Origin of the sequence: Sphingomonas sp. ID1715 (assembly GCF_013044515.1) — a bacterium.
In the GTDB taxonomy this organism is placed as follows: domain Bacteria; phylum Pseudomonadota; class Alphaproteobacteria; order Sphingomonadales; family Sphingomonadaceae; genus Sphingomonas_B.
This window is the reverse complement of sequence record NZ_JABEPR010000002.1, coordinates 266,602-281,491: the sequence shown is the minus strand read 5'-3', so window position 1 is coordinate 281,491 and position 14,890 is coordinate 266,602. Positions and strand designations below refer to the sequence as shown.

Below are 14,890 nucleotides of genomic sequence, written 5' to 3'. Positions count from 1 at the left end.
TAGAGAAGTACTCTCCAGATGGGACAAATCCGCGACGTTTGGTTACACTCAGAACCGGGATATTGTCTCTAGCTTGATTTCGCGACCTTATTTCTCGCGCCATCTCACCAAATTTCACAAGATCCCAACCCTCCGGCGGACTACCCGACATAACCCATCTCCTTGAGGATGGCGTTCATTCGGCTAGCGGCTTGATCGCGAGCTTCTTCAGCAGCCCAGAGCTTTCCTAGCTCAACCTCAACATCAATGGGAGCCTCAGGCTCTAGAGTATCAATATACCGTGAAATGTTCAGGTTGAAGTCGTTCTCCTCCACTTCCGCCATGCTAACAACACGACTGAATCGTTCTATTTCGTCCCAGCTGCGATACGTCTCTACGATGCGACGGATATTATTGGGCGCAAGGACAGCTTTCTTGGTGCGTTCCTCAAACTCCTTCGATGCATGGATGAAGAGGATCCTGCCCTTATGCTCCGGGGCCTTGTTGCGCTTGAGGATCAGCACGATCGCCGGGATGCCTGTGCCAGCGAATAGATTTTCAGGCAGGCCGACGACGGCCTCAATGAAGTCCTCCTCAAGGATCGCCTTACGAATGCGCCCGTCGCCCGAGCCACGAAAAAGAACGCCATGCGGCATCACGACACCGCAAACGCCATTGTGGTTCAGGGTTGCCAGCATGTGCTGCACAAAGGCGAAATCGCCGATGTTCTTGGCAGGGATGCCGTAGCGAAAGCGGTTGAAGCCTAGCCTTTCTGCATCGCCCGCGGCCTCTGTCGCGCCCCATTTATCCAGCGAGAATGGAGGGTTCGCGATAACCCTATCATAGAGGATCAGATTGCCTTCAGCGTCGAGCAAGCGCGGGTTGCGGATCGTGTCTCCCTTCTCGATGCGCGCGTCCCGCAGACCGTGAAGCAGCAGGTTCATCTTGGCGATCGCCCAGGTGCCAAGATTCCGTTCCTGACCGTGGAGAGTGACGTTGATCGGCTCGCCTAGCCGCTTACCTTCTTTGGCGCCCACATATTCAGCGCTCTGGATCAGCATGCCCCCTGAACCGCAGGTCGGGTCCGAAATCCGCATGCCGGGCGCGGGATCCAGCAATTGCACCATCAGGTTGACGACCTGATGCGGCGTGTAAAACTCGCCGCCCTTCTTGCCTGCGTCATCGGCGAAATACTCAATGAGGTATTCATAAGCGCGCCCCAGCATGTCGGGCTCGGACAAAGCTTCGTTCGAGAGATCGATACGTGAGAAATGATCGATCAGCCCCGCGAGGACGACCTCCCGATTTTTGGGATCGCCAAGCCGCGATTCGCTGTTGAAGTCGATGTTGACCAACACGCCCTCGATCGATGGATTAGCATCTTCCAGCTCTTCACACGCCTTGTTGAGCGTGCTTCCGATGTCGGTCGTAGCCTTCCTGATGTTTTCCCAGCGCGCGCGCTCTGGCACGAAAAACTCGTGCTCGTCAGGATCGCTATAGGCGATGTCGGTTGGCAACCCGTCCGCAATCCGCTCTTTCGCCTCTTCCTCGAATCGATCCGACAAGCGCTTCAGGAACAGAAAGCCGAAGATGTAGCCTTTATAGTCGGAGCTATCGATCGATCCCCGAAGAATGTCAGCGGCCTGCCAGAGATGGCTATTTAGCGCGTCACGTGTCAATTTTCTCATTTCGCCCTCTTATTTCATCGTTCCGAATAGGCGCTGAGTGATCAGCTGCCGCGCCAGGTTGCGACGGATTTCCGCTGCGTCGATTGCGGCGCGATACGCGTCGCGTGCCTCTATCAATAAAGCCGCGATACGCCGCTGCTCCTCGAGCGAAGGCAGTTGCACTTCCAGCTTTGCCAGGTCCTTTGCTGACAGCGAGAGAAGAGTGGTCGACCCCCGTCGAAGTAATTCGATTTTTGGGCGATAGGCTTCGCTCGAGAGGATCGCATACAGCGCGGCCGGTTCAACTGTTGGCTGCGCGCGGATGACAATGATGTTGGCGCTCGCAACCGCCCCTTCGGTCTCCGGCCCCACCATGCCGAACTTGAGCGCAGTACCACGTCCAGTAACCAGTATGTCGCCAGGACGCACTAGGTAAGCGCTCGCCTTCTCCGGCCGTTCGAAGCCAACGGTGTCGAGCTTCTCCATTGGGGCGACGGCGTCATCGACGATATCACGTACGCCGATCATCGGCAGCTTTCGGCCGTCACGCTCTAGAGTGTCCTCCCTCGAGACCCCCAGTCCGGTGAAAACCTCTGCAATATCGGCAAGGCGCGTCTCAGGCGGACCCATCTTCGGGATCTTAGGTTTCATAACACCGGATATGTCCGTGACGCTCCCGTATGTCAATACGATCCGAAATCGTAGCAGGCTACGCCGCTCGCTAGCGCGAAAGTGGCTTGACTTTCGTCGAATCGGGAGGCAGAAGGCCCTTACGCTCGGCAATTCGGGCGCGTTTTCGGGGGAGCGCGTCCCCCGCGAGGAGAAGATATGGGTTCACGAGCGGAGTCCAGCGGACTCACACTGACGGCACAGGATGCCGCCCTCATCCGGGGAATGGTTCTGCGCGGTGATCGTCATCACGACATCGCGGCATTCTTCGGGGTCAATCAAGGGCGAATTGCCGAGATCAAGGACGGCATCCGGTTCGCCGACGTCGCGCCCGCTGATCATGAAGAGCTGCCACCGAAGGGGCCCTACCTGGCGCCCAAAGTGGCCTGGATGGAAAATCGGCTGCGCTAACAGCCGATTTTCCGAGGGGCCGGAGCCCCGTTAGCGATGTGCTTAGACACCACATATCTAGCGAGCCCCTCCTTGAACGTCAACGACCCAGCGCTCCGGTTGGGTCAACATCTCGGCCCAAGGAGGGCCACATTCATGTTTGAAATCCTCAAGGCATCGACTGGTTACTTCTGGCGTCTGAAGGCCAGCAACGGCGAAACCCTCGGTCATTCCGAGGTCTACACGACCAAGCAGTCGGCGCAGAATGGCATCGCTGCCGCGAAGCAGGTGGTGCCTGGCGCAGCCGTTTACGATCGCACCTGATCGAGACGACTGCCTCAATGCTCCCGCGGCGGCCAACGTCGCGGGAGCTATAATTTCGAGATGCCGCACGACCACAGCAGCATGAACGTGGTTCGTTGAAGGGGAAGGTTATGCCGTTGACGGAAGCGCAGGCGGAGGCGATCGGCCACAATGAAGGCAACCTGCAGCTGATCGCGTGCGCAGGCTCGGGAAAAACCGAGGTCGTCGCGCGGCATATCGCACGGCTCCTGGCCCCCGTCGCACAGGATGGTGCGGGCCTGCTCCCCCGCAATGTGATCGCTTTCACCTTTACTGAGAAAGCGGCGGCGGAGTTGCGGCAGAGGGTCGTCGAACGTTGTGCCGAGACCGTTCCCGGCCTGGTGGGCATGGCCGAGATGTATATCGGTACAATCCACGGCTTCTGCCTCGAACTGCTGCGCTCGGAAGTGCCGCGCTTTCTCAAATACGACGTGCTGAACGAGACCCAGCAGCGGCTTTTCGTGGATCGGAGTTCGGCCCGTTGCGGGCTCACCGCGACGTCGACGTTGCAGGGGCGGCCGCTGCGCCGCTACGTCGATACAGGCGTATATATTGATGCGCTTGGATTGCTGCGCGAGGCGCAGGTCGATCGACAGATTCTCGGCACGGCCAGCATCGCGGAAGGGCTGGATGCCTATGGCGGCCTTCTCCACGAGAAGGGCTATTTCGACTATTCGGCGATCCTCGCGGAGGCGGCGCACTCGCTCGCAACCGATGCCAGTCTGCGCCAGCGCCTAGCCAATCGGATTGGGGTCGTGATTGTCGATGAATATCAGGACGTCAATCCGATCCAGGAGCAGCTGATCCGTCACCTGCGTGATCTGGGCGCTTCGATCCGCGTCGTCGGTGACGACGATCAGACCATCTACCAATGGCGGGGCAGCGACGCTCGGAACATCTTGACCTTCACCGAGCGTTACGGTGCGACCTCGATCACTCTCGAAGACAATTTTAGGTCCAGTCCTGGAATCACCGAGGTGGCCAGGCTGGTTATCGAAAAGAATCCGACGCGCCTGGCCAAGACGATGCGCTCGGCCGACCAGCAGACCTATGAGCCAGGCGACATCGTCGCGCTCCAGTTCGCATCGCCCGACGACGAAGCGAATTATATCGCGCGCACCTGCCTGGCGCTTCGTGGCACGATGATCCGCGAAGGTCACGGTGAGCGGCCGATCTCATGGTCCGACATGGCCGTCCTCATCCGCCTGACCAGCATGGCCGATCCCATTCGGGCCGCTCTCGAGCGCGCCGGCATCCCGGTCGTCTCCGTCGGCATGGGCAGCCTCTTCGATACGCCCGAGGGGGAAGCCGCGCGCCAGCTGTTCTACTTGATGAACGGCGAAACGGACGTGGCAACTGTATTGGATGCATGGCGTGCAGCGCGTCTCGGCGTCGATGATGGGATCCTTGAGGCCGCAATTCTGGAAGCAGAAGACGTTCGGCAGCGGATGATCCGCGAGGACCAGGACGTGCGCTTCTCCGTCTACAACATCCAGCGCCAGTTCATGGGTTTCCTCGAGCGGATCGGGCTGCGCGAAGACGCCGTGCCGGACGGACGCGGAGAAGTCGCCTTCTACAATCTCGCAAAGTTCAGTCAGGCCATTTCGGACTTCGAGGCGATCTACTTCCATTCTCGGCCGACCCAGAAATATGAGTCGTTCGCTGGATTCCTGCGGCACCAGGCCGAGGCTGCGTATGAACAATCCTCGGGCACGGAAGAACGGTTAGTCTCGATCGACGCGGTACAGATTCTGACGATTCACCGGGCCAAGGGTCTGCAATGGCCGGCTGTGTTTGTGCCCCAACTCGTGAAAAATCGCTTTCCCCCCGCCGGCAGAGGCGGGGTCTCTGTCTGGCATCTGGTGCCGCCCGCCAGCGTCGATGGTCAGGCGCGCTATCTCGGCTCCGAGGAAGACGAACGGCGCCTCTTCTATGTTGCCGTGACCCGCAGCCAGAAGCATCTGCACATGACGACCGCGCCTACGCCCGGGAGCAAACGCAATGTCCGCCCCTCGCAATTCTGGTACGACGTGCTCGAGTCCCGTTATGTGCGACGCACGTCTCAGGATCTCAGCGCCCGCCCCCGCGGCACCCCTCGCTCGCGCGCCGCCATCGCTGATGTCCGCTTGTCATTCTCGGACATGCGCTATTTTTTCGAATGTCCGTACCAGTTCAAGATGCGCACCCTTTACGGCTTTAACGCGCCGCTTGACGAAGCGCTTGGCTACGGCAAGTCGCTTCATGACACGCTAGCCGAATTGCATATGCGCGCGATCGCCGGCGAGACTATTGAGCCGACCTGCGTCGACGAGTTGGTCGACCGGTACCTTCGTCTGCCCTTCGCCTATCCCGCCTTGCGCGAAACGATGCGCACCGCCGCCAAACGGACGGTCAACGCCTATATTGAGGCGCGCAGGGCCGAATTCGCCCATCTCGAGCTCAGTGAGAAGGCAATCGAGCTCAACCTCGGCAATGGTGTCTCAGTGGCGGGCCGCATCGACCTGGTCCGCCGGCGAGACAGCGGCGACATCGCGATCGTCGACTTGAAGTCAAACGAGCGGGCGCAGGCGGAAGCGCTGACCGAGGCGCAGCTTCACATTTATGCGCTCGGCTATCGCGAGCTCACCGGCCGCGACGCAGACTTTGTCGAAACCTATGAGCTCGACAAGCAGCGCCGCAAGGCCCGTACCGTCGACGAGGATCTCATCCAGGACGTGACCGCCCGCGTCCATGCGACGGCCGCGGCTCTGCGTGCCAATGCGTTCGCGCCAGACCCCGCCCAGGATCGCTGCCGGCAATGCGATTTCCGCCGGCTCTGCTCGGCAGGCGAAGCGGCGGGAGGCTGCGCATGACCACAGATTATGTGGCCCTGAGCGAGGAGAATAGAATCGAGTATGGCCGGGCGATCAAGCGCATTGGTAAGATGCTGCTCGAAGATCGTTACGACCGGCGTACCCATTTCATCTATGAGGTACTGCAGAATGCCGAGGACGCGTTGCGCCGGCGCGGTCCCGACTGGGCCGGGTCGCGTACCGTTTCATTCGACCTAAATCGGGAGCGGCTTCGTATCTCCCATTACGGCGCTCCCTTCGACACGGATGATGTTCGCGGGATTTGCGGCATCGACGAGAGCACAAAGGATATCACCGCGATTGGTCGATTTGGGATTGGTTTCAAGTCAGTCTACGCGGTGACCCAGCGCCCTGAAGTGCATTCCGGGGACGAAGCTTTCGTGATCCTAGACTATGTCTTTCCTTCGGCAGCGTCGGCCTGCGTCCGCGCCCCGGATGAGACGGTCTTCCTTCTCCCGCTGGCGCCGGCAGACGAAGGTTCCTTCAACGAAATAGCTTCTGGCCTGGCAGCGCTTGGCGCCGAGGCGCTCCTATTCCTCAAACATGTGAACGAGATCGTCTGGAATGTCGAAGGTGGCAGCAGCGGCAGCTATAAGCGCACGCCCAAAGGCGATGGGTTCATGCGCGAGGTGCATCTCTCCGCGCGCGGTGCCGGGTGGGAGCGCGAGGAGACCTACTTGCTGTTTTCCCGTGCCGTGGAGCATGAAGGGAAGGAGGTAGGGCTCGCCGAAATTGCGTTTCTCACGGAGGTTGAGGACGACAAGAGGATCGTGCGACCGATCACCGATGCGCGGCTCGTTGTCTTTTTCCCAACAGTGCTGCCAACATATACGGGCTTCCTTATCCAAGGCCCGTATCAAACGACGCCGAGCCGCGACAACGTCCCTGTGGACAAGCCTTGGAACGTCAAGCTTGCGACTTTCACCGCCGACCTCCTCGTCGAAGCGCTCTTGCACCTACGCGATTCCGACATGCTTGATGTCGCCGTGCTCGGGACCCTCCCGCTTGAGCGTCAGAAGTTGATGGAGGGCTTATTCGCCCCCTTGTTCGATCGCACTGTACGAGCCTTCACTGAAGAACGCCTACTTCCGACGTCGACCGGCCGCTTCGCTACAGCCGGTCACGTACGCCTTGCTCGCGCCCAGGACGTCCGCGAACTGATCGGACCGCAGCAACTCGGGCGGCTCCTCGGGAGCGACGGCAATGTTTCTTGGGTAAGCGCGGAGATCACGGCAGATCGCGCCCCTCGATTGCGAAGCTTCCTCATGCAGGAACTGAAGGTCGCCGAATTGACCCTCGACGCGGTGCTCAGCAGGATGACCGAGGAGTTTCTCATCGCCCAGTCGGACAATTGGATGCTGCGCCTTTACCGAGCGCTTGGCACCCAGCCGGCCCTGTGGCGTACGCGCGCGAAGGAGATGCCTCTCCTCCGGCTCGAGGACGGCCGACATGTGGCGCTCCATCGGGGCGACCAGCCGGAGGCCTTTCTGCCAGGGGAGGGTAAGACGGATTTCCCGACCGTGCGGGCAAGCTTGTGTACTCCTCAGAGCCTCAAGTTTCTGACCGGAATCGGGCTCACCAAGCCGGATCCGGTCGACGACGTTATCCGGAACCTCTTGCCTAAGTATCGCCAGCCCTCCCCTGACGATTCAGCCTATGCTGATGACATCGCGCGCATTCTCCGGGCGTATCGCACGGATTCCTCAGCCCAGCGCAGCAAGCTCGTCGCGGCGTTGAGAGCGACCACCTTTGTTAGATGTTTGGACGCGAAGAGCGGCGCCAACCTGATTGTCGCACCCGGGCAAGTTTATCTCGCGGCGATCCGGCTACAAAACCTCTTCCAGGGTGTAGAGAAGGTCTACCTCGTCAACAGCGCCCACGAATGCCTGCGAGGCGAACCCGTTCGGGAAATGCTTGAGACCTGCGGCGCCGTCCGCATCCTGCGGACGGTCCCGATCATATGCGATCTCTCTGCTGAGGCGCGCAGCGAAATCCGTCATGCCGCGGGCTGGCAGAGCTGCACGTACGAGAACCCGATCCCCGACCAGGATATCGCCGGGCTTACAGGGCTTCTCACTCTGTTGCCGACATTGCCGGAGGAGGCCCGTCGGGACCGGGCGCGTCAGCTCTGGGATGCCTTGGCGGAATTGGCCGATCGCCGCCCCCACGCCTTGTCAGTCCAGTACAGCTGGACTTATCATTACACGCGCACAACGACAGTTGACGCCCATTTCATCCGAAAGCTGAACGCGCACCCTTGGGTGCCGGATCGGAACGGGAACTTACGTTTGCCCTCGGCAGTGCTGTTTGAGGAGCTGGGGTGGCCTTCGCATCCGCTACTCGAGAGTCGAATCCGCTTCAAACCACCTGCAATCGCCGCACTTGCCCGCGAGGTGGGGATCGACGCCGATGTGCTCGACGAGCTTAAGCGGCTCGGAGTGACCGACCTCGCGCAGCTTCGTACGCGCCTTAAAGCCGACCCCGACGACCAAATCGGCAATGGAGCGAGCGACGACGAGAGCCGTGAGAATCACGAACAGGGCGATGAGCACACGCGCGGCGAAAGCGGCCGCGATTCATCTCAGGACGACGACCGGCAGGATGAAGATGAGTCCGGCGAGGGCGATGAAGGTCGAGGCAGCGGGGGTGACGGCACCAGCAATGGCGGCGGCAGCGGTGGGACGAAGGGCGGATCCGGCAAGGGCAAAGGTGAGAGCGGCGGCGGCGAGCGCGAGTTTATCTCCTACGTTGCCTCCCATAACGGCGATGCCCAATCCGACCCCGACGGGCTGACCTACGAGGAGCGAATGCGGCTGGAGGACCGGGCGATCGAACGGATCGTGAAACTCGAGCAACAGCTAATGCGCATGCCGCCGGGCAATAAGGGCTTCGACCTGATCGACCCGGATGCCGTCGGCGAACCGCAACGGTGGATTGAGGTGAAAGCAATGAAGGGCGATCTCAATGACCGCCCCGTAGGCCTAAGCCAGCCTCAAATGGAGCATGCGCGCCGTTACGGCGACCAGTATTGGCTTTATGTCGTCGAGTATGCAGCCGACGACAGCCGAGCGCGTATTGTGAAAATTCGTAATCCCTTCGGACGGACCGGCACGTTCACCTTCGATCGAGGCTGGGCGACCGTAGCCATCATACAAGACTGCGATCATGACGCCGACACTCCTTGAACGGCGCGGTTCTCGCCAACCGAACTTTCACAAACAGAAATAGGGGCCTATGCCGGGCATGCCAGGATCTTTGGAAGATATTCCTGATTGGAACAAGCCAGGCACCTTCTCGGCTGGAAGAGATCCACTTGGACTGCAGGCAGCGTCAGTGAGGCTCTACACCGATCTCCTGCCAGGCCTCACGAACGTGACTAACCGTCTGCGTTACTTCTCCTTCTATTGCTGGGTCGTCCGGCAGTTCGAGTTGCATCGCCATACCTTCAAAGAGGATGAATGGAGCATCTTCATCCGCCGCGCAGAGGCCGTATATGCGCTCGCCTGCCAGGTTGGCGACAGCGTCAATGCGTTAGGCATGGCCGGTTCACTATGGGCGGCCAGGCACATCGATGTTGGTGATGCTTTCGACTTTACAGAATGGACGGACGGCCCGGGACAGGACAATCAGTATCTGAAAGCGAGCCGAGGCAATTTCGGCCAGTTCTACGTCGCCAGTATGCAGCAGATGGGCATGCTGATGCCAACCCGCGAACGCATCCAGGCGGTCACCCCGGACCACGGCCTCGAGTTAGCGCACGCCTTCGGGAGCGCCTGCCCGGACGCATGCGAGAGGCTGCTTGCCGCGATCGAGACCGGAAAGGTTAGCCACGACGATTGCATCGCGATCTCGGAGGAGGCGCATCCCGCCTACCTGAACTCGGATTCGCAGGAGGCGACGCTGCTGCTGCGCTACCTGCGCGGCGAACGCCCGGACGATCCGACTGCGCCCGCGCGGCGCGCGACGCTTTGGAACGTGCTGAACATCGTTGAACGCACCGGCACCGAGGACGCTGACGAACTGCGGCGCGAACTCTACGTCCAAGACAACATCGGCACCGTCGCCGAGGAATCGCTGACCGCGAATCTCACCGGCTGGCGCGCCTATTTCGTAAACGAACTTTGCCACATCGCACTCGAGGTCCTGCTCAATGCGCTAACCTATCTGATCAACGCGACCGCAGGGAGCAATCCCGACGCGCTGTCACGGGAGATCGCGTCGAAAGCACTGCGGAAGGTGGACGCGGTAACGTCGCTTACCGCCGCAGCTGACGCGAGGCGGCTGGGCAGCCTTGCGCACGAGCATGATACAGGCGTCGAGCTTGCTGAACTCGCGGCCGCGGCGGAAGAGCCGAACAAGAGCCAGCTGCGCAGCGCGGTCGACCTGCTATTTTCCCTGTGGCGACGGTGGGGCAGCGATGTCGCGATAGGGAGGATTCTCGCCGACGCGACTACTGCTGGAAGGTCGGCCGCGGGTATCTTCCAGCTGCTCGACGCCATGGCGAAGCGGCCGGCGCTCGATGCGCTTGCCGCGCTGATGCGCAGGTTCATCATCGGCAACCATCTGTTGATAGCCGGCGAGAAGCTCGCCGGCGGAACCTATACCTATCGCTTCATCGTCGACGAGAGCAGCTTGGTCGATGGCATTCCTGCCGAATACACCTTCACTAACCCGCGGATCGGCAACCTGATCACATTCGCATACGACGGAGGCCTCCTCGACGAAGATGGGGACGTGGCCCCTGCAGGAAAGGCGCTGCTCGATGCCATTCAGCCTGTTTGACGACCTCAAGCGATCCGGCTTCCACAGCTCCGTCCTGACTACCTACAGCGTCGATCCCGCCTTTTACGACGCCAACATCCAGCACCGGCTGCGCGCTTTCGGCTGCCAGAACAACCTTCTGATGGCGGACGCCGCGATGCTCTCCCGGGCGCTAGAGCAGCTGCCCGAGGCCTTTTCGCACGCCGGCCGCAAGTATCTGATAGCGCCGATCGAGGGCGGCGGCTGCTTCCATCCCAAGATTATGCTGCGCTATGGCAAGTCGAAGGCGAGGATGACGCTGGGCTCGGCCAATGCGACCTCCGCCGGGTGGGGCAGCAACCGCGAGCTGGTATCGAGGATCAAATGGTCGGAGTCGTCGGATTCGCCCGACGGAGCGATCCATTGCCGGCTGATCGCCCGTGCGCACGATTGGCTGCTGGCGCGGCTCCCGGCATCGCCGGACACCGACCTCGCCTACAAGCTCGACTTGCTCAACTCGCAATCACCATGGCTAGCGAACACAGTGCGCGGCGACGGCGTCGAAGAGCTCGCCGACGGAAGTCTGATCGACTTGCTGCTCTCCGACCCCGGCAGCGTCTCCGGAATCGGCGATCGGTTCCTCGAGCGGATCGAAGGGGGGGCCGAGCAGCTGGTAATCATTTCCCCCTACTGGGACGTGGATCTGGCGGCTCTCGAACGACTGCACGCCGATCTGGGTGGACCCTCCACCCATATCTTCCTGACCCTCGCGGATGATCTCGAAGCGCGACAGTCAACCTTTCCACTGCCGGAGCTCGACTGGGGCCTCAAGCCCAAATTCCATCCGCTCGGCGACAATGGGCGGCATCGTTTCCTGCACGCCAAGCTGATCCTCGCGCAGACCCGCCGTCACGACTATCTCCTCTACGGCAGCGCCAATTGCACGACCGCGGCGCTGGGGCCGCGCCGCAAGGCCGGGGTCAATTGCGAAGCCGCAATCTTCCGCCGGCTTCCGCGCGGGACGATCGACGAAGCGCTGGGGCTCGACTATTCGGAGACGATCCGTCGGCGGGACATCGTCGCGCCGGAAAGGCCGGAGCCGTCGGCAGGGACGCCCAGGTTCCATCCCGGCCGCATCGAGCGAAAGGACGACCGGCTATTCTGGTCGGTTCCACCCGCCATTGATCCAGCCGGCGCCGAACTGGTGATCGGCGAAAGCCGGTTGCCGCTGGCCGTCGCGGGCGGGATGCGACCCCATGCGCAGATCGGTCCGTCGCTCGCCGCGGCGACGATCGTCGTGCGCGTCGCGCTGGCCGACGGCCGAGTCAGCCGGCCCGTGATCGTGGTCGATCCCGACATGCTGATGGCAGCGGCGCCAAATCCGCTGGCAAACAACATTAAGCGCAGGCTCGACGCGGTGCTGAGCGGCGCAAGTGACCTCATCGAGCTGGCGCGCGACGCCCATCTGATCTTCGGGGACGCGCAGCCGCGCCGCAGCGCCGGATTGCGAAGCGTTGTCAGCGGACCTTCCATCGGCGCTGTTGTGGGGCAGGATTTCGATTCGCCAGAGGCGTTTCGCGAGGCGCTGGGACTCAAGGCCGACCTCAAGGCGGGAACCTTCGCGCACGCGGACAACCCCGCTCTCCAACTCCTCCTTCAGATCGTTCTGCGCGGCATTGTCCAGCTTGAAGATAGCGAGTCGATCGACCGCGCCACCGCCGATTCGGCCGCAGCTTTAGCCTCTGGAGAGCGGCAGGACGACGAAGGGGATGACGGCGACGGCACCCCTGCCCGAGCAGAAGCGCCGCAACAGCGCGTAACGGACGCGCCCATTCCCCGCGAGGCTTTCGAGCGCAACCGCGCGGCGCTCGAACGAGCGATCATCCGATTCGAGGAGCATATTGCGGCGCTGGCGACCTCGGATGGCCTGCTCGATCTCGACTTCGTAACCCGCGCGCTCTTCATGATCTATCTCATGCTTTATGGATGCTCACATCGTTACGTGGTGGAGGGCGGCGAGCCGGATGTGCTGATCCCCTTCTCCGCCATCGGAACCCGGCGGCAAGAAGACGGCTTCCTGCTGCGCGCAGCCCGGCTGATTAGCCGCATCTGGGGCCGCAGCTTCACGGACGGGTTGTTGGCACGAATTCCCCTCGACCGCGAACTGGCGAACGTCCCGACGCCGATCCTAACACTCGTGATCCTGTCACGCTGGATCCTTGCTGCGATCCTCACCGAGGCTAGGACCGCACGTGGAGCCAAGTCCTTTGTGGGAATCCTCGAGGTGCAGATTCCCCAGATTTTCCGATCGACCTCGGCGTTCGCCCTCACCGACGAAGTACAGGTGGAAGCCACTGTGGCCCAAATGGCCCGGCAAATTGGCATGTCAGGTCACCAAGCCGAGGAAATCTTGCGTACGATGGTGCGGTTGGGCAGCCGGACGACCGCGCCGGAACTGTGAACGCAGTTGGTTGCAGGACTATGGCCGCATTTCGAACGCAGCACGCTCCGCCGGGGTCGGGCGCAGCCTGGACCATGCGATCGTCACCGGTGGTCCGGGAGGGCGGCCCGGCGGAGCCTGGTGAGCTCGAGGGGAGCACTAGCGCTGCGCAATAGAGCGTGGTTGCACGGAAGCGCGAGGCGCCGAGCTCTTCAGCGGGTGTTCGGCGATGCTAGGTGCAGATAAGCGGCAGCGCGGTGAGGACGAGTCCGAGAACCGCGAGAGCAAGCCCGATCACCGCGATCCAAGCGGGGATGGAAACGGCGGGATCGGGCGAGCGCACATACCAGCGGAGCAAGCCCCAGAGCCCCACCTTTCGCAGCGAGAATTCGAGCTCGCCGCCCTTGGCGACGCGGAGGCGTTCGCGAATGTCATAGGGCATGAAGATTGCGTCGTCGCGGTCATGGCCGAGCAGAAGGACGTCGAGTGCCTTGCCGTTGGCTTGGTTAGTGAGTCGGGCGACGCCGTAGCGTTCGACGCCGGCGCGGTGCTTGATATTAAGGCGCACCAGCCAGCGGCCGGCTTCGTTTGCCTGGGGCCCTTCGACGTGAAGCTTCGGCATCTTGTTCCCCGCAAATAGTTGGCCGCTCCGCAACTATCAGCAGCGATAGGATTCCAGAAGCCGGGCCTCCTCGATCAAGGCCGCGTCCGCGGAGCCAGGCCCGCGAAATCCTCGTAGAGCAGCAGCCCGCGCCAATCACGAGTATCCGCAGGAATCTGCCCTTTTTCGATTCACCCGGCCGGATGGAAATGAGCACCGCCGCCAACTGCGGCAGAACTGTCGGCTCCGGCGAATGGATTGCAGAAGCGGGCTCGGCGAAGCCTGGACCTGCACCACCTTCTCTTATCTGCCGAAGCGCTGCCGCGATCCAAAGGGCCTTGACATAACGTACCATATATGACACATCCCTGCTTGCCGGGCGCGATGTCCGGAGTAACGCCCAAGCGGGCACAACCAGACCTGAGTGCGAACGGGTCGAAGTAAGGAGAAAGCTATGGCTAACGGAAATAATTTTGGAAGGCTAAGATATGTATCAGGTAACGTTCTATGAGACTAATGGTGGAAATGAAGTCGTTCTAGATTTTCTTCGCTCTCTACCGCATAGTGACCGTAAGATCGTTGGTGAAGATCTCAAGGCGCTTCAATTTGGTTACCCACTCGGGATGCCGCTTTGCCGTCACTTGAGGTCGCAGATTTGGGAACTTCGCAGTTCGCTTCCGTCAAAGCGGGAAGTGCGCCTGCTCTTCTTCTTTCACGGCGCAAGCCAACAGATCATCGTCCTTCATGGCTTCATCAAGACAAGCCGGACGACTCCGAAGAGCGACATAGATCTCGCGGAGAGGAGGAAGAAGGAGTTCCAGTAGGAGAATTGAGAATGGATGAAATTAGGGGTCCTCGCGATCCCCGCGCATTCAAGACCTTGGACCAGTTCCTCGACGAGGATGGGATCCGCGAAGAAGTCACCGCCGCCGCCCTGAAACGGGTTATCGCCTTCGCGCTGCGCGAGGCGATGCAGGCAGAACGCCTTACCAAGGCAACCATGGCCGAGCGCATGAGCACCAGCCGCAAACAGCTGGATCGTGTTCTCGATCCCAACGAGCACAATGTGACGCTCGAAACGCTCGCACGTGCAGCGCACAGCGTGGGCAAGACCCTGAAGGTGGAGTTGGTCTGAGCGGATCCCTCAATCTCTGAAGTCCGCTTTCAGGAGTTTGTCTGCGCTGCGAAGGGCCCGGAATGGGCGCATTCC

At 61.2% G+C, this 14,890-nt stretch carries 11 protein-coding genes; 8 read left to right on the top strand and 3 right to left on the bottom strand.

What is annotated here, in order from left to right; all coding sequences use genetic code 11:
- Nucleotides 1-140: 140 nt before the first annotated feature.
- Both HJG53_RS06225 and HJG53_RS06220 read right to left on the bottom strand, forming a co-directional pair.
- Nucleotides 141-1,658 (bottom strand): class I SAM-dependent DNA methyltransferase, encoded by a 1,518-nt coding sequence (locus HJG53_RS06225; protein ID WP_217352668.1) that lies wholly within the window; start codon nucleotides 1,656-1,658, stop codon nucleotides 141-143.
- Between the two features lie 18 nt (nucleotides 1,659-1,676).
- Nucleotides 1,677-2,297 carry a restriction endonuclease subunit S gene (locus tag HJG53_RS06220; RefSeq protein WP_171128654.1) on the bottom strand — a complete coding sequence of 207 codons (621 nt, stop codon included), beginning with the start codon at nucleotides 2,295-2,297 and terminating at the stop codon, nucleotides 1,677-1,679.
- A 177-nt stretch (nucleotides 2,298-2,474) separates the two neighbouring features.
- On the opposite strand from HJG53_RS06220, the gene HJG53_RS06215 reads away from it, so the two are divergent.
- The 6 genes from HJG53_RS06215 to HJG53_RS06190 all read left to right on the top strand — a co-directional run bounded on the left by HJG53_RS06215 (nucleotide 2,475) and on the right by HJG53_RS06190 (nucleotide 13,100).
- The gene (locus tag HJG53_RS06215) at nucleotides 2,475-2,726 is read left to right on the top strand and encodes a hypothetical protein (RefSeq protein ID WP_171128205.1); all 252 of its coding nucleotides are present in this window, start codon (nucleotides 2,475-2,477) and stop codon (nucleotides 2,724-2,726) included.
- Nucleotides 2,727-2,861: 135 nt separating this feature from the next.
- A complete protein-coding gene (locus HJG53_RS06210; protein ID WP_171128652.1) occupies nucleotides 2,862-3,029 on the top strand; it encodes a YegP family protein in 168 nt (55 codons plus the stop codon).
- A gap of 110 nt (nucleotides 3,030-3,139) precedes the next feature.
- Complete coding sequence (locus tag HJG53_RS06205; protein ID WP_171128650.1) at nucleotides 3,140-5,899, top strand: ATP-dependent DNA helicase; 2,760 nt, start codon at nucleotides 3,140-3,142, stop codon at nucleotides 5,897-5,899.
- A complete protein-coding gene (locus tag HJG53_RS06200; protein ID WP_171128648.1) occupies nucleotides 5,896-9,084 on the top strand; it encodes a DUF3883 domain-containing protein in 3,189 nt (1,062 codons plus the stop codon). The genes HJG53_RS06205 and HJG53_RS06200 overlap by 4 nt, the downstream gene beginning before the upstream one ends.
- A 148-nt stretch (nucleotides 9,085-9,232) precedes the next feature.
- A complete protein-coding gene (locus tag HJG53_RS06195) occupies nucleotides 9,233-10,681 on the top strand; it encodes a hypothetical protein (RefSeq protein ID WP_171128645.1) in 1,449 nt (482 codons plus the stop codon).
- Nucleotides 10,682-10,802: 121 nt separating this feature from the next.
- The gene (locus HJG53_RS06190; RefSeq protein WP_171128643.1) at nucleotides 10,803-13,100 is read left to right on the top strand and encodes a hypothetical protein; all 2,298 of its coding nucleotides are present in this window, start codon (nucleotides 10,803-10,805) and stop codon (nucleotides 13,098-13,100) included.
- Between the two features lie 211 nt (nucleotides 13,101-13,311).
- Here HJG53_RS06190 and HJG53_RS06185 read toward each other — a convergent pair whose 3' ends face one another.
- Entirely contained in the window at nucleotides 13,312-13,701 is a 390-nt protein-coding gene (locus HJG53_RS06185; RefSeq protein ID WP_171128641.1) for a hypothetical protein, read from the bottom strand.
- Between the two features lie 467 nt (nucleotides 13,702-14,168).
- Between HJG53_RS06185 and HJG53_RS06180 the strand changes: the two genes are divergently transcribed.
- Together HJG53_RS06180 and HJG53_RS06175 are read left to right on the top strand one after the other, a co-directional pair.
- The gene (locus tag HJG53_RS06180) at nucleotides 14,169-14,504 is read left to right on the top strand and encodes a type II toxin-antitoxin system RelE/ParE family toxin (protein ID WP_171128639.1); all 336 of its coding nucleotides are present in this window, start codon (nucleotides 14,169-14,171) and stop codon (nucleotides 14,502-14,504) included.
- A 56-nt stretch (nucleotides 14,505-14,560) separates the two neighbouring features.
- Entirely contained in the window at nucleotides 14,561-14,815 is a 255-nt protein-coding gene (locus HJG53_RS06175; protein ID WP_254447573.1) for a helix-turn-helix domain-containing protein, read from the top strand.
- Nucleotides 14,816-14,890: the final 75 nt, after the last annotated feature.